The sequence below is a fragment of the Bradyrhizobium sp. LeoA1Lang genome, assembly GCF_055413685.1.
Genome location: NZ_JBVAPG010000023.1, coordinates 55659 through 70925 on the forward strand (window position 1 = coordinate 55659; position 15267 = coordinate 70925).

General features: G+C 61.1%; 14 protein-coding genes, 1 tRNA gene and 1 pseudogene. 10 read left to right on the plus strand and 6 right to left on the minus strand.

Features of this window, described 5'->3' with window-relative positions:
- Positions 1-18 precede the first annotated feature (18 nt).
- Both ACZYOF_RS11070 and ACZYOF_RS11075 read left to right on the plus strand, forming a co-directional pair.
- On the plus strand, positions 19-579 hold the full coding sequence (locus ACZYOF_RS11070; protein WP_463715772.1) for a c-type cytochrome: 561 nt from the start codon (positions 19-21) through the stop codon (positions 577-579).
- Positions 576-1223, plus strand: a complete 648-nt coding sequence (locus tag ACZYOF_RS11075; RefSeq protein ID WP_463715773.1) for a hypothetical protein — start codon at positions 576-578, stop codon at positions 1221-1223. Before ACZYOF_RS11070 ends, ACZYOF_RS11075 begins: the two co-directional genes overlap by 4 nt.
- On the opposite strand, the gene ACZYOF_RS11080 is transcribed toward ACZYOF_RS11075, so the two are convergent.
- Entirely contained in the window at positions 1220-2098 is an 879-nt protein-coding gene (locus tag ACZYOF_RS11080; protein ID WP_463715774.1) for an AraC family transcriptional regulator, read from the minus strand. The two genes, ACZYOF_RS11075 and ACZYOF_RS11080, sit on opposite strands and share 4 nt — an antisense overlap.
- Before the next feature lie 286 nt (positions 2099-2384).
- Here ACZYOF_RS11080 and ACZYOF_RS11085 point away from each other — a divergent pair, with 286 nt between their 5' ends.
- Entirely contained in the window at positions 2385-3158 is a 774-nt protein-coding gene (locus tag ACZYOF_RS11085; RefSeq protein WP_463715775.1) for an SDR family oxidoreductase, read from the plus strand.
- 131 nt (positions 3159-3289) lie between these two features.
- Positions 3290-3898, plus strand: a complete 609-nt coding sequence (locus ACZYOF_RS11090; protein ID WP_463715776.1) for a hypothetical protein — start codon at positions 3290-3292, stop codon at positions 3896-3898.
- 63 nt (positions 3899-3961) lie between these two features.
- Here the strand turns inward: ACZYOF_RS11090 and ACZYOF_RS11095 are convergent, their stop codons facing one another.
- On the minus strand, positions 3962-5005 hold the full coding sequence (locus ACZYOF_RS11095; protein WP_463715777.1) for a calcium-binding protein: 1044 nt from the start codon (positions 5003-5005) through the stop codon (positions 3962-3964).
- A 91-nt stretch (positions 5006-5096) separates the two neighbouring features.
- A pseudogene (locus ACZYOF_RS11100) lies at positions 5097-5246 on the minus strand (winged helix-turn-helix domain-containing protein); the annotation flags it as partial.
- 1471 nt (positions 5247-6717) lie between these two features.
- Here ACZYOF_RS11100 and ACZYOF_RS11105 point away from each other — a divergent pair.
- Positions 6718-8325 carry a calcium-binding protein gene (locus ACZYOF_RS11105; RefSeq protein ID WP_463715778.1) on the plus strand — a complete coding sequence of 536 codons (1608 nt, stop codon included), beginning with the start codon at positions 6718-6720 and terminating at the stop codon, positions 8323-8325.
- 529 nt (positions 8326-8854) lie between these two features.
- Here ACZYOF_RS11105 and ACZYOF_RS11110 read toward each other — a convergent pair.
- Entirely contained in the window at positions 8855-9127 is a 273-nt protein-coding gene (locus ACZYOF_RS11110) for a SemiSWEET family sugar transporter (protein ID WP_463715784.1), read from the minus strand.
- 1010 nt (positions 9128-10137) lie between these two features.
- Positions 10138-10212 (minus strand) — tRNA-Thr (locus tag ACZYOF_RS11115).
- Positions 10213-10506: 294 nt separating this feature from the next.
- Between ACZYOF_RS11115 and ACZYOF_RS11120 the strand changes: the two genes are divergently transcribed.
- From ACZYOF_RS11120 to ACZYOF_RS11140, 5 genes are all read left to right on the plus strand, one after another.
- Positions 10507-10704, plus strand: a complete 198-nt coding sequence (locus ACZYOF_RS11120; RefSeq protein ID WP_463715779.1) for a hypothetical protein — start codon at positions 10507-10509, stop codon at positions 10702-10704.
- 61 nt (positions 10705-10765) lie between these two features.
- Positions 10766-12466, plus strand: coding sequence for an FAD-dependent oxidoreductase (locus ACZYOF_RS11125; RefSeq protein ID WP_463715780.1), 1701 nt, complete (start codon positions 10766-10768; stop codon positions 12464-12466).
- 10 nt (positions 12467-12476) lie between these two features.
- Positions 12477-12785: a UBP-type zinc finger domain-containing protein gene (locus ACZYOF_RS11130; RefSeq protein ID WP_130579947.1), complete on the plus strand. Its 309-nt coding sequence runs from the start codon at positions 12477-12479 to the stop codon at positions 12783-12785.
- Positions 12786-13083: 298 nt separating this feature from the next.
- On the plus strand, positions 13084-13596 hold the full coding sequence (locus ACZYOF_RS11135; protein WP_463715781.1) for a hypothetical protein: 513 nt from the start codon (positions 13084-13086) through the stop codon (positions 13594-13596).
- A 179-nt stretch (positions 13597-13775) separates the two neighbouring features.
- Positions 13776-14600, plus strand: coding sequence for an alpha/beta fold hydrolase (locus ACZYOF_RS11140; RefSeq protein ID WP_130579949.1), 825 nt, complete (start codon positions 13776-13778; stop codon positions 14598-14600).
- Positions 14601-14641: 41 nt separating this feature from the next.
- On the opposite strand, the gene ACZYOF_RS11145 is transcribed toward ACZYOF_RS11140, so the two are convergent.
- Positions 14642-15064, minus strand: coding sequence for a hypothetical protein (locus ACZYOF_RS11145; RefSeq protein ID WP_463715782.1), 423 nt, complete (start codon positions 15062-15064; stop codon positions 14642-14644).
- Positions 15065-15267 lie beyond the last annotated feature (203 nt).

Sequence of the window (15267 nt, forward strand, 5' to 3'; positions counted from 1 at the left end):
TCGTCAACAAGAGACGTCATGATGATCTTCAACGCATCCTCGGCGGCGGCACGTGTGCTGCTCATGAGTGTCGTCGCCCTGATTCTTTCGATGCCAACCGCAGCTTTCGGTCAGTCGGGGCAGGCGACGGCTTCGGATCCGACCAATGCCGGCAAGGCGGTGTTCAGCAAGGCCAATTGCATGGGTTGCCACAAATGGCACGGCAATGGCGGCGGTGGCTACGGTGGCGATGCGCTGTCGCTGCGCAAGACCGTGCTGACGCGCGAGCAAATCATTGAAACGGTCAGTTGCGGGCGGCCCAGCACAGGCATGCCGTTCTTCGTGCGCGGCGCCTATGATGAGGTGAAGTGCTACGGCATGAACCGCGAGGAGGCGGGCAGCCATATGCCGCCTGAGGCCGGAACGTTCCTGCGGCAGAAGGATATCGAGGCGGTCGCCGACTATGTGCTTGCGCATATCAAGGGTGCTGGCGAGCCCACTTATGCGGAATGCGTCACCTTCTTCTCGAGCACGTCGCGGGTTTGCGACATCTACAAGAAGCAGGATGATGCGACGGCCAGCACGGGGAAGAGCCAGTGACGATCAGGTTGAAACTTTGTGGAATCCTCAGCGCTCTGCTCGCCTGGCAGGCGGTCGCGCTCGCCAATTCTCCGGCGCGGACGGAGGAATTCGGCGGCAACGACCTGCGCGACATCCGCCTCGGCATGGCCATCAACGAACTGGCGGAGTCAGGCTATGTCGATTTCTACTGTGCGACGGATCCGCGGCATATTTTGACCGGCTGGAAGGATTGGCGTGACTGTCCTGCCGGCGCCAGCGGAACGCGGGCGATCCGGTTTGGATATGATCCGATGACCAGCCGAGACGGCACGATGGTGGCGGGCCATCCGGCGCTTCTGACCCTATCGATCGACGATAGCGGGCATGTCTCCGGCTTGCTGATCGAGACCGATCCGAAGGCGCGCCTCTACATCCGGAAGAAGGCGTTCCTGCTCGGGCTGCAAGCCAAGTCCCGCTACGGCGCGGAGGGCTGGGCCTGCACCGAACGCCAGCCTGATCAGGGAGACCAGCCGGTCGGCGGCGTCTACCTCAAGGAGCGCTGCACCAAGACCATCAGCGGCCGCTCACTCGTCGTGGAACGCAATCTGTTCCGCCGGGCCGATCAGGATACGAAGAGCTTCGTCGACGAAACACGGATCAGCATCCTGCGGTCGAAGGACTAGCGGCGGTCGTCGCGGCGAAGGTTGTTCGGCGTGACTCCCCGCGTCCGCTTCATGGTTGCGGTCATATGGCTGTTGCTGGAAAAGCCGGCGGCTTTGGCCACCGCGGCGAAAGGCATGTCGGTTGTCTTGGTAAGCCGTTCGACAAGGGCGAGCCTCTGCGCGACGACATATTGGTGTGGCGCCTGATATTGGTGTGGCGCCTGGCCGGACGTTTGCCGGAAGGCGCGCAGGAAATGGCTGGGTGAAAGTCCGGCCAGTTCGGCAAGGCGACCGACGGACAGGCTCTCCGAAAGATTGGCATGGATGTAGGCAGTCACGGCGCGCCATGCCCTGGGTGAAAGACCGCCGCTGAGCAGAGGGCGCGGCCGAGCGCTGAAGGACGAATAGCTGCGCAACAGGTGAGTGCCAAACAGCGTGATCAATGCGTCAAAGCAGAGGTCGTTCGCGGCTTCGCCGCGCTGGAATTCGGCGCGGATCAGATTGGCGAGCAACAGCGCCTGCTGGTCGACGAAGCCTGGCCTGGGCGGCTGGAACTCGAAATCCTCGTTCTGAAACTCCGCTCCGGCGAGCTGAGCCAGACGGTGTTGGTCGTGCGCGACGAGCAGGTTCTCCTTCGCGACGCGCCAGCGCGCGAACAGATCAGCCTCGGCCGGTACGACCTCGATCGTCCCGACCGGCGCCAGCGTGACCGTCTTGCGGCTGCTGTTGAGAGCGATCTCGCGATCGGGCTGCGGCGTGAACATCACCAGCGCTATATGCGCCGGCGCCCTGAAGGCGATTTCGTTCGGGCCCGTCCGCGTTCGCGTGACCGCGCCGCTTTCCGTGCCGAATTTGGGACCCCAGGCGTCCGGAACGCAAGCTAGCAACGCTGGCAAGTCCTTCCTCCACAACATCAGTTCAGGGGATGGCGCCGACGTCATCCACGACGCTGGCACTCGCTTGATCAGTCATTGGCAGGCTAGCAGAAAGCGATCATGTTGTCGAAATACCACCCAGTTTCACCGCGTGGGTCGCGCCCGGTTGATGAAACGGCATCAATCATCGGGCAAGGGATAGACTCGATACGAGAGGTGCCCTCACGATCGCGGCTTCCCTTCGCAAGGGCGGCACGTGACGGGAGTTCAAGCCGTTGGCGCCCCAGCAGCACGAAGGAGAAAGAAGATGATCGATCACAGCATCCAGGGGAAGACCGTCATCATCGCCGGCGGCGCGAAAAATCTCGGCGGCCTGCTCGCGCGAGACCTTGCGGTGCATGGCGCGAAAGCCGTCGCGATCCACTACAATAGCGCTGCGACGAAGCCGGCCGCCGACGAGACCGTGAAGGCCATCAATGCTGCGGGCGCCAAGGGCGTAGCCTTTCAAGGCGACCTCACCAGCGCCGCCGCCGTCGAGAAGCTGTTTGCCGAAACCGTTGCCGCCATCGGCAGGCCGGATATCGCCGTCAATACCGTCGGCAAGGTGCTCAAGAAGCCGATGGCCGAGATCACCGAAGCTGAATTCGACGAGATGAGCGCGGTAAATTCGAAGTCGGCTTTCTTTTTCCTCAAGGAAGCGGGCAAGACGCTCAACGACAATGGCAAGATCTGCACCCTGGTCACGTCCCTGCTGGGGGCGTTCACGCCGTTCTATGCAGCCTATGCTGGCATGAAAGCGCCGGTCGAACACTTTACGCGCGCCGCGGCCAAGGAGTTCGGCGCGCGGGGCATTTCGGTGACGGCGATCGGCCCCGGTCCGATGGACACGCCGTTCTTCTACCCGGCCGAAGGCGCCGATGCGGTCGCCTATCACAAGACCGCGGCAGCCCTGTCGAAGTTGACCAGGACGGGTCTCACCGATATCCAGGACATCGTGCCCTGGATTCGCTTCACGGTGTCCGACGGCTGGTGGATGACGGGTCAGACCATTCTCGTCAACGGCGGCTACACCACGAAGTGACGCGTCCGCCAGCCAGATCCCTGGTTGGCGTCGCAGTTCGAGCTGATCGGAACGTGCCAGGGTTCCTGGCACGGGAGTCACATGCCGTCAGAGCCTGAAGCTCATTGTGACGTCAACCGGGGGGCACTCGGATGGATGGCTACAATGACCTGCATCAGAGCCACGAGATCTTCGTCCACATCCGCATCATCGTCGGAATGATCCTGGGCATAAGCCTTGCCCGCCTCGTCAGCGGCGTGACGCGGTTCATTCAGCACCCCGGAAAGGAGAGGATCAACCTCCTCCATATTGGATGGGCCATCTTCCTGTTCCTCGCCATCATCCACTTCTGGTGGTTCGAATTCGCGCTGTCCAAGATCGAGCGATGGACGTTCGAGAGCTATTTTCTCATCATCTGCTACGCCGTGGTGTTCGTCATGCTGTCCGCAATGGTGTTTCCGGACAACATCGGGGAACATGAGGGGCTGAAGGAGTATTTTTGGAATCGCAGGGCCGTATTCTACGTTCTCCTTTTGATTGTGTTTTCAGTTGATGTTTTCGACACGCTCCTGAAAGGAGCGAACTACTACAAGCAATTCTATGGCTGGTATTATCCGGTGAGGCAGAGCCTCCTGATCGGCGGGACAATAGGGGCGCTGCTTACGGCTTCCGAACGATACCACGTTTCGTTCGTCGCCTTTGCGTTGGCAATCCAGATCATCTGGGTCGCGAGTTTGTTCGACGTACTAGGTCCGGACTGAACGGGCCGAAGGCGCGCTACGAAGCACGCCGCCAGCCCCGGTCGGGACATCTCGCGATTGAAATCAGGCGGATGCCGAATATGGCGTCCGCGCGATCCGGCTCTCCGGCGTGATGGTGAGTGAAGTGCCGTCCGCGAAGGCCAGGGTTGCCGGGCTGTACGGTCCGAACTGGACCATGATACTATCGTCGCTGCCCTCGAAGCTGATCGTCGCCACGGAGCCGGATACGCTCACACGGGTGTTGTCGGCACTGAGGCCATCGCCGAGTTTCAGCATCGTATTGGGACCGGCATAGATGGTGTCGTGACCGTCGCCCTTGGCGAAGTTCACGACCGAGTCGGAGCCGACCCAGATGGTGTCGTCGCCGCTTCCGCCTGAGACATTCGCATTGCCATACGCGGAAATCCGGTCATTGCCGGCGCCGCCCTCGACGAGACTGTCGCTCCAGGCCGAAATCTGGTCGTCGCCATCGCCGCCATTGATCTTGCTGTTGGACCAGCCGCTGATCACATCGTCGCCGGCGCCGCCGCGCACGGTCGTGTCGGACCAGGCCTTGATGACGTCGCTGCCATCGCCGCCATCGACAATGCTGCCGGACCAGGCGTCGATGCGGTCATTGCCGGCGCCGCCGTAGACGACGCTATTCGACCACGCCTTGATCGCGTCATCGCCGGCGCCAGCGTCCACGACGCTGTCGCTCCAGACGTCGATGGTGTCGTTGCCGGTGCCGGCATCGACGAGGCTCTTCGACCAGCCGCCAAGCTGATCATTGCCGTCGGTGCCCGAAACCGTTGATAGCCCCAGCTCCTGCAATCGCAGCAGGAACGCCTGCACCACAGGCGAAGTGCCGATGCTGCTCGAGGTGTTGGCCGGTGCGCTCCCTTCGCCCGTCGCGGCGTCCGGCGCGCCAGTTGATTGGCCAGGCCCTGCTTGCGAGGAGGTGGCTGGCGGCGCGGCCGCGTCTTGGAGCACCTGGAAGATATCAGGAGGCGAAGGCGGCTCGGGAAGCATGAACGGCCTGTACCACGCGCCTTGAACCGACAGCGTCTGCATCGCCCAGCCCTTTTGGTCGCCTCCAACGCCGGGCACCGCTACGGTTAGTGACAACGATGCACGTGTCCGTCCCCAGGACAAAAAGAGTGAAATAGGTCAATAAAGCCTGAATCACTGACGCGGCAGCATGCCGCACCGCGTCTCGCTAGCATCGCTCTACGTCGCACGCGAATTGGTATCCAACTCCTCTGTGGGTCAAGATCATCTTCGGCGAGCCGGGATCGGCCTCCAGTTTGTGTCGCAAGCGATTCACCTGAACGTCAATGCTTCGATCAAAGATGCCATTGCTTGCACGCACTGGTGCGGAGATCTACATCGGCGTAGCGGGGCCGCGCATGACGATCTTCAGAAATGTCATCCGGCAGCGGCCGCTTCGGCGCTTGGCTTCATGCTGTCGTGTGCACGGCCTGATATCGCGCTTCGCGTTTATACCCGAAAAGGTAGCTTAAAAAGGCACATCCCTGGAACTACCATTCGGCGCCGAACCCTAGCGCATTTTTTCGGAGCCCCCTGAGCGGTCCCACCGCCCGGCCAGGGCCGTTCACTGAGCCTGGCACGAAAGGTAGGGCAATCGTGCTGTCCAACAAAGTGCTGACACACATCTATCGCGGCCGTGACCAGGCACGGAAGGGCCAAGGTTGCCGCGTGCTGGTCCGCGGCAACAAGAACCGGTGCCTTGTTGAATTCACGGACGGATTCCGCTTGATGACAAACCGAAACACGCTTCGAACGATCAAGCCGACCAAGTCAGCGCGGCTCCGCTGAGCGCAAAGGCGCAGTACCGCCGAAGTCGCCACCCCCATCGAACTGCTTCACGTTTCTGCAGGCGAATGCCGTAGTTTCCCGGGGAAGAACGGGCGCAGCCGCGGTGTTAGCAATGTCAAAGAACCGGGGCCCGGTACATTTTCAGCGCGGCAAGCATTTCCCGATTCGGTCCCCCGAAGCCCACCCAATTAATTGCTCGTTTCGATCCGTATTCAAAAAATTATCTCGAGGGATCATGGGACGCCGTTGGTCTGACCTCGACATCGACGATCTCAAGCGAATGGCGCGTAGCGATTACCCCGCACAAAGCATCGCACGGATGCTGCATCGATCTCCTGGTGGTGTCATCGCGAAGGCGCACGAGCTGAAGATTTCCCTTCAGTCTCATCACCGGCTGCTTCCCCGCGGATTCAAGCGGCCCCGGCCACGCGGGTTTCCGCTCACCTGAGCCGCAGCGTCATCCCTGATGTTACGAAGCGACTCGTCCTGTCGCGAAGCGCGGCGCGGAGACGAGTGGGAACCGCTCCAGTCGTGACGGTTCCACATATCCGGATATATTGTCGCACCCGGCTTTATTTACGCGGTTCGCATTAAATGTGATTAGATGTCGCGCAACTTCTGATTTAATGCTTTGTTGTTGGGTGGATTAAATCGGTTCGTTTCTTTCATGCCGCAAAAAGAGAGCTTCGGATGCTCGACTCAGAAGAGCCAGACCCTTGGTCGAATCCCAACCCGCTTCTGATCGGCGCAATTTCCTTGCTGCCTGCGGAAAATTCGCGGTGATTTTGCTTCCGCAGACGGCGGAGACTGCAACGGCAACAGCGACGTAGGAGGGTAATCGAGAGGCGCCCGTGGCCGCCAAATACGCGACCTGAATTTGCCGGGCGGGCCGTAGCGCATAATGTCGTCATTTAATTGTCATTTATTTTCGCGTCTCGCGGAATTCGAATCCGTCGCTCAGCTTTCGTCGACATCATTATCCGGGTGCCAAGGAGGAAAATATGGCGAATACGATTCAAATCGAAGGCCAGGCCGCTCAGCAATTGTTGGGAACTGAAGGGTTTTTCCCAGATTCCCGGGCCTTCGATTGGCTTTCCCTCATCGATCCCATCAACAGTTTGATCATTGGCACCAGACACGACGATGTCCTTGCCGCACAGGCTGACGGCGACATTGTCTTGGGCCTTGCCGGCGATGATCATTTGAGCAGCGCATTCAACCGGACCGCGTTGATCGGCGGTCGCGGCGATGACACTTTGACAACCAATGTTGTCGTCCCGCAGGGCGATTTGCACGGACTTGCCATTCAATTCGGCGGGGCAGGCAACGACCACCTCGATGGGACCGTCACCCTTCAGGGTGAGAGCCCGCCTCAGAGCACCGAGAAGACCGCAGATGTGCTGCTCGATGGCGGCAGCGGAAACGACACTATCAACGCCACGGCCAATGTGGAGCTTGCTGTCTTCGGAAGCGTAACGGTCAGAACCGATGTGCTCGGCGGAAGCGGCGATGACACCATTCATGCCCTGGCAGATGGCCGTAACGTTCTCGGAAACAGTATCGCCATGAACACCGTCGATGGCGGCTCCGGCGATGACCACGTCACGGCTCATGCCGAAACAGAATTCGCTGCGCTTCACGGCAGCGCCAGTAACGTACTCTTCGGCGGTGACGGCAACGACGTGCTGGACGCGAGCGCTGTAGGACGATCCAATTCCACCGACCTGGTAACAAACGAGCTTCACGGTGGCCGGGGCGACGACGTATTGCACGCTTTCAATGTGACAGACTCAAACAGCGCCACGCCGGTCGGCATCAACCAGCTTTGGGGCGATGACGGCAACGACACCCTCGAGGCGACTCATTCCACCGATGGGGAGAACACCGTTACGGATCTCACGAATTATCTGGACGGCGGGAGAGGCAACGACACCTTGATTGCGAACTCCACCGCGCTTGGTCAAGTTGTTCGCGCACTCAATCAACTCGAGGGAGGTAGCGGAAACGACAGCCTCACGGCACATCTCGACGCGGTAGCCGACGGAAGGTTTGGTCCCCCCGGGGCGGATCTCTACGATGTCGCGAATGTCCTGAATGGCGGGGCCGGAGATGATCAGCTCACCGCGTTTCTTTCGGCAACGCCCAAGCCCGGCGTTACGGACAACTCTGTTGCCGAGAACCGCCTGGATGGCGGCGCTGGAAACGATGTCCTGACGGCGACCGTTGCGCCTGGTTCGCTCGGATCGAACTTCCTCAGCGGCGGTGCGGGCAATGATCAACTCACGGTTTTTGGCGGGTCAGGAAATGTCCTTGATGGCGGCGATGGCAACGACCGGCTCACGAGCGGCATCGGGAACGACAATATGCTTGGCGAACGCGGCGCGGATACGTTCGTCTTTGCCGCCTCGAGCGGGCATGACACGGCCGATTTCCAAGCAGGGCGAGACAAGATCGACCTCACGGCTTTGGCAGCGAACAACATCCACGATCTTGGCGACTTGAATATCGAGGTGACCGGCGGAAACACCATCATTCACTTTGATGCCAATAATGACCTCACCATCGCGGGCGTTCAGAACCTCAGCGCAAGTGATTTCTGGTTCGCGTAGCTGACTGGCGCGGTTCATTATCGGAAAACGGCCTGCGGGCCATCGCGATGTCTGCTTTCAGCTCGATAAGCCGACATCGCCAGCTCAATCGCGGCCGTGCGGCGGTTTCGTCGTAACGCGCCTTTCGTAACTTCCCGCTCATGGCCAGGTGGAAGCGCTCTAGCGTGGGTTGTGCCCGGTTATGGCGAGCATAGCCCCGCCAGTCGAGAACCCGAAAATTTGCCGACGGCCAACGATTGCGTAGGCCGGATGCCTGTCCACGTCGATGAAGCGGCGCGACCCTTGCAAGCGCGACCCTTGCAAATTTGTAATCGCGTGAACACCAAGGCGCCATCGGGACGACCAAAAGCCGCCGACGTTTGAGGACTATATGAAGCCCTCGGCCCCACCGGAATTCGCACCGATGTTGTTTCAAGCTGTAATTGTTTGCCTGCTCGTCCTCAGCGTTGGCGTTCTCATCGCCCACATGGTCGACGCCCTCAGGACATGAGGTAGCGTTGCTTCGCGCGGCTCAGCTCACAATCCGATATCACGATCGCGCTTCGTGGCGACGAAAGTACATGTATGCCCCAACGGTAAGGTAATTGGTCGCGACCGCGATCACATTCCACATGATGATGTTCTTTGAGCCGATCGATACGCCATAGATCACCCAGAGAATTTGAAAAGTGCCCGTGATGGCCGCCATTCGGGGGTTCATGCCGACACTGGAGCGCCGATTCAGCATCGCAATGAGGTCGGGCAGAGCCGCGAAGGTTGTCCCGAATCCCGCCGCGAAGCCGATGATTTGAGTGAGGTCCATCACTCCTCCTCAACGCGCGACCAATCCGGCCATATACTGTGCGGTGCTCGCCGGGCGCAAAAGACGATCGGTCTTAGGCTAGAGCGTTTTCGAGCGAAGCACGCCCTCGGACTTGATCCGAGGGTGGACGCCGGTTCGCATAGCAATCAAGTTTACGCAGATTGCGTAGACTTATCTGCGCAGAAAACGCGTCAAAACAAGAATCTAGAGCTTCGGTTCTGATTCAATCAGAACCGAAGCTCTAGGGACTTTTTCCGTCGAAAATGGCGGGTTTCTTCTACTTGAAGACCCGCCGCGAACGCCGATACACCAGTTTGCGCCGCTTCTGGCGTGCTCCGGCCGATCAAAAGCGGTGTCGTTGGTCCGGAGCGGCGCCGCCGCTGCTCCGGACCAACGTGCTGTGACGACGCGTGTGCTTGCCGCGTGGGCAAGACCTCATAGGGAGGCTTGATATGTCGCGTTCGACGCTAGCATTTGTCGCTATGATGACGCTTCTCTCGATGAGCTTCGTTCTTTATCCGCAAGACCCTGCCAACGCTGCCACGTTCTGTGCGCAGCTAAGAGGGGCGAAAGCCGCAGGACAGCCTGACTGCTCATTTTCGACGCTGGATAAGTGCCGCGCGCGCGTCAGGCATAGGGGCGGCGGGCACTGCTACAAACTGACCCACTAGCCCGACGGCGCAAATGCGCCATCCATCCTGAATTGCGAGGACTGCGGTTGGCGCGAGCGGAGCGTCGTCGATCCGCAAGCGATAGGCCGGGTTAGCGCTGTCTTCGCCCTCTAGTGGGTGAAAAACATAACGCCGAGGGCGCCGAGTATGGCGCCGCAGTCGTGAATTTTCGCTGGCGGCCGTGAAATCGATCACGCGGTCCAAATCTGGACCTGATGGCGGCGCTTGTGCAAAAATCGATCATGTTCGGCACTTTTGATCCGGTTGGGTACCCGGCTCGAAATCGAGTATCGTCCGCCGGGGAGCCGGTCATCTAAGTTGCTGATTTTGTGGGTTTTCTGGTGCTGCCGGACAGGATTGAACTGTCGACCTCTCCCTTACCAAGGGAGTGCTCTACCACTGAGCTACGGCAGCATGCCCGGGAATAAAGAATCGGCCTAGTTGGCGCCTCCGGGCGCGGCGGTTCTTGCCACAAGCCCCCCTCCGGCGCAAGCGCGGGGACGGGGAGGCGGCTCGCAAAAACGCTTCGTCCGGTCGAAATTCGGCCAATCCGGCGCGCTTCGGTTCCCTAGGGCGCTCGGGAGTGCGGCTTTGGCCGGTTCGTCCTGCCACCGCACGGAAGACCGGGGGGCCCACCTCCCCGATCGACCGGTGCATGTCCCTCGGCGCCTGGTCTATTGTCATGCAAGTTTGAAAGACGGATGCAACATGCAGGACGAGAAAGACAGGCGGGAGCAGCAGGCCGCGATTGCGTCAGACGAATCAAGACAGCATCGCCTCAAGCTCGCGCTGCGCGAAAACCTCAAGCGGCGGAAATCACAGGCGCGCGGGCGCAGCGATCCTGCATCTTCCGAACCGGCCGAAGGCCGACTAGATGACGCGAGCGATGGCGAGCCGGGTCGCTAGCCGGTCCCTGCATGCGGGGCATCGTTGCGACGTGTTTTGGTAAGAGGAGTGAGTAGCTGAGATGGCTGCAGAGGCGATGGCGAATCCGATCAGCGCGAGGTCCCTCGCGTTTCCGCGGCACGAGCAGACCTTTCCGACCCTGACCGAGCACGAGATCGAGCGCATGCGCCGGTTCGGCGAGGTCAGGCACTATACGGACGGCGAAGCGCTGTTCGAGACCGGCAAGCCGGGACCGGGCATGTTCGTGGTGCTTTCGGGCACGGTCGCGATCACCCAGCGCGATGGCCTCGGCCATGTCACGCCGGTGATCGACCAGGGCCCGGGACAATTCCTGGCCGAGATTGCCCAGCTCTCCGGCCGGCCTGCGCTGGTCGACGGCCATGCCGAAGGCGATGTCGAGACGCTCTTGATTCCGCCGGAAAGATTGCGGGCGCTGTTGGTGGCCGAGGCCGATCTCGGCGAGCGCATCATGCGCGCGCTGATCCTGCGCCGCGTCAACCTGATCCAGGGCGGCGTCGGCGGCCCCGTGCTGATCGGCCCGCCGTCGCTCGGAAAGATCGCGCAGTTGCAGAATTTCCTGGCGCGCAACGGCCAGCCCTATCACGTGGTCGATCCCACCACTGACAAGGACGCGGCCGACCTGGTGGCGCGCTACTCGGCCACGCGCGCCGAGTTGCCATTGGTGGTCTGCCCCAACGGCAACGTGCTGCGCAACCCGTCCGAGACCGCGCTTGCGATGGCGATGGCGATGATCGGCGGCCACACCCATGACAAGCTCTACGACGTTGCCGTCGTCGGCAGCGGGCCGGCCGGGCTCGCCACCGCCGTCTATGCGGCGTCTGAAGGCCTGTCGGTCGCGGTGCTCGATTCGCGCGCCTTCGGCGGCCAGGCCGGCGCTAGCGCCCGCATCGAAAACTATCTGGGCTTTCCGACCGGCATTTCCGGCCAGGCGCTCGCCGGCCGCGCCTTCAACCAGGCGCAGAAATTCGGCGCTGATATCCTGATCCCGGTTTCCGTCAGGTCGCTGGACTGCTCCAAGCGCGACGGCCTGTTCTCGATCGCGACCGAATGCGGGCACACCTTGCGCTCACGATCGATCGTGGTTGCGAGTGGGGCGCGCTATCGCCGGCCGAGCATCGAAAATCTCGAGGCCTTCGAAGGCCGCGGCGTCTGGTACTGGGCCTCGCCGATCGAGGCCAAGCTGTGTGCCGGGCAGGACGTGGTGCTGGTCGGCGGCGGCAATTCGGCAGGCCAGGCCGCAGTGTTCCTGTCGGGCCATGTGCGCAAGGTCTACATGATGATCCGCGGCGGCGGCCTCGGGGCCAGCATGTCGCGCTACCTGATCGAGCGCATCGAGGCGACGCCGAACATCGAATTGATGTTCGACACCGAGATCACAGCGCTGGAAGGCGGCGAGGATGCCACGCTCCAGCGCGCGCGCTGGAAGAGCCGCCTGGCGCCGGAGCAGCACACGCTCGACGTCAACAACGTGTTCCTGTTCGTCGGCGCCGATCCCGCGACCGGCTGGCTCGAGGGCTGCGGCGTCAAGGTTGACCGCGGAGGCTTCGTGCTCACCGGCCAGAGCGGCCAGGATGGCCTGCGGCAGGGACAATTGCTGGAGACAACGGTGCCCGGCGTTTTCGCCGTTGGCGATGTCCGCTCCGGATCGGTCAAGCGCGTCGGCGGCGCGATCGGCGAGGGCGCGCAAGTCGTCGCGGCGCTGCACGGCTTCCTCGCCGACAACGCCAATTCTACGGCTTAGGAAACAGCAGATGTCGAAAGGCTGCACCCATATCGCCGACATTCAGACCGTCACGCCGAGCGCGCTCGGCTGCGAGGAATGCCTGAAGAGCGGCAGCCAATGGCTGCATTTGCGCATCTGCCGCACCTGCGGCCATGTCGGCTGCTGTGACGATTCTCCCAACAAGCATGCGACCGCGCATTTCCACGCGACCGGCCATCCGATCATCGAAGGCTATGATCCGCCGGAAGGCTGGGGCTGGTGCTATGTCGATCGCGTGCTGTTCGATCTCTCGCAGCGCAAGACGCCGCATAACGGCCCGATCCCGCGCTATTATTGATTCATAGCGCCGTGGGGAACGCGTAGCCCGGGACATCCGTGTCAGCATACGCGAGCGGCCCCGGGTTTCGCTCCACCCGGGCTACAGCACTAATTCAGATAGTTTGGTGATTGCTGTCGGTGTGCTGTCATTTATGACAGGCATGCAAACGGTTTCGGCAAATCCCATACTTTAGTTTATTCGCATCATAATCATCTTATCTTCATCATATAAGCCGGCTTCCGATCCGCGAAGCATGTAGCAATCTCACTTGTTGCATCGTAGTGTTCAGCGCGGTTCTCAATCGGGAGTGCTTCACATGGTCCTGGGTATGAGCTTGGCCACGTTTACGCTTGTTCACGTGGTGATCAGTCTGATTGCAATCGTCGCGGGCCTTGGCGTGATGTTCGGGCTGCTCGGCTCGAAGCAGATGCCCGGGCTCACCGCGATCTTCCTGCTGTTCACGATCCTCACCAGCGTCACCGGCTTCATGTTCCCGTTCAAGGAGCTGCTGCCCTCGCATATATTCGGGATCATTTCGTTGATCCTGCTCGCGATCGCCTGCATCGCGCTCTATGTCATGAAGCTTTCGGGCACCTGGCGTCCGATCTACATCGTGACGGCGATGATATCGCTCTATCTCAACGTCTTCGTGCTGGTGGTTCAGTCCTTCCTCAAGATACCCCCGCTGCACGCGTTGGCGCCGAGCGTGCCACCGGCTCCGCCGTCCGGCCCCGTCTTCGCCGTCGTGCAGGGCATCGTGCTGGTGCTATTCGTGGTGGCGATCATCGGCATCTGGCGGCGCTTCAGGCCGATGGCCTCCTTCGCCTGAAGCATGATCCGGAAAAGTGGAGACCGGTTTTCCTCGCGACAAACGCGAAGCGTTTGCGCGGAGATCATGCTCACGATCCAATTGACATCGTGATTTGATATCGCAGGGCGATTTTGAAATCCGGAGCATGCCCGCGACCGGTATGTTCCATCAGCTTAACTCGCACGAAAGGCTGCGCGATGCCCACGATCACCACCAAAGACGGCGTCATGATTTTTTACAAGGACTGGGGCAGTGGTCAGCCCATCGTCTTCAGTCACGGCTGGCCGCTGTCATCTGATGACTGGGACACCCAGATGCTGTTCTTCCTCAATCACGGCTTTCGCGTCATCGCGCATGACCGCCGCGGCCACGGCCGGTCGAGCCAGGTGAGCGATGGCCACGACATGGATCACTATGCCGACGACCTCGCGGCGGTGACCGAGCATCTCGATCTGAAGAATGCCGTTCACGTCGGTCATTCCACCGGCGGCGGCGAGGTGGTCCACTATATCGCGCGGCACGGTGAGAGCCGGGTGGCGAAGGCGGCGATCATCAGCGCGGTGCCGCCCTTGATGGTGCAGACCCCGGCCAATCCGGGCGGCCTGCCCAAGGACGTCTTCGACGGGCTGCAGGCGCAGCTCGCCGCGAATCGCTCGCAATTCTATCGCGAGCTCGCCGCGGGCCCGTTCTACGGCTACAACCGGCCGGGCGCCAAACCGTCGGAAGCGGTCATCCAGAACTGGTGGCGCCAGGGCATGATGGGCGGCGCCAAGGCGCATTACGACGGCATCGTCGCCTTCTCGCAAACCGACTTCACCGAAGACCTGAAGAAGATCAACGTGCCCGTTCTCGTCATGCATGGCGACGACGACCAGATCGTGCCCTATGCCGACGCCGGTCCGCTGTCGGCCAAGCTGTTGAAGAACGGCACGCTGAAGACCTACAAGGGCTTTCCGCACGGCATGCCCACGACCGAAGCTGCCACCATCAACGCCGACCTGCTCGCGTTCATCAAGGGCTGAGCGTCGCTTCCTTCACCTCTCCCGGCGCGCGGCTGTCCGATTCACACATCGCGGAGCGCCAGACTGGTACCAAATTTGATGCGCTGGAAGGCTTCGAGCCCCAGGCGCATCGTTTTCGGCCCGGGCTTGCCATAGTAGCCGTCCCATCCGCCCAGACGGGCAATGACCCAAGCGGCGAAGGCCAGTGAACCTTTAGGGTGCGCGTTCTTTTGCCGCTCGGTCTTGCCTTCCAGTTTGGCCGAGACGGCTTCGAGGATGGGTTGATCGGCAGGCTCGAAGGCCTCAAGCAGGTTTTGGCCGGTGGTGCCGTCGCGAGCCTTGACCAGTTGCATCACCGATACAGCCGCTACGGCCACAACAGCGGCGAACCTGATCATGGCCTCAGGATCACTGATGTCGGCGGCCTCGATATCGAAGCCTCCGGTCTTCTGCGTGTGGAAGTACTCCTCGACGACCCAGCGCATCCGATAGAGATCAACGGTTCTGCGCGCGTCGGCGATGTTGGTGACCGGATGGGTCGTCAGCAGTCGCCAGTGGATCGGAGGGTGTCAGAAAGAATGTGTAAGCAGGTTTCTGTGAGTTTACCTTACCGAGGAGACTCACATGACGACCGACACGACGATTACACCTGAACTGCTGGATCAACTGCTTGCTAACTATGAGAAGC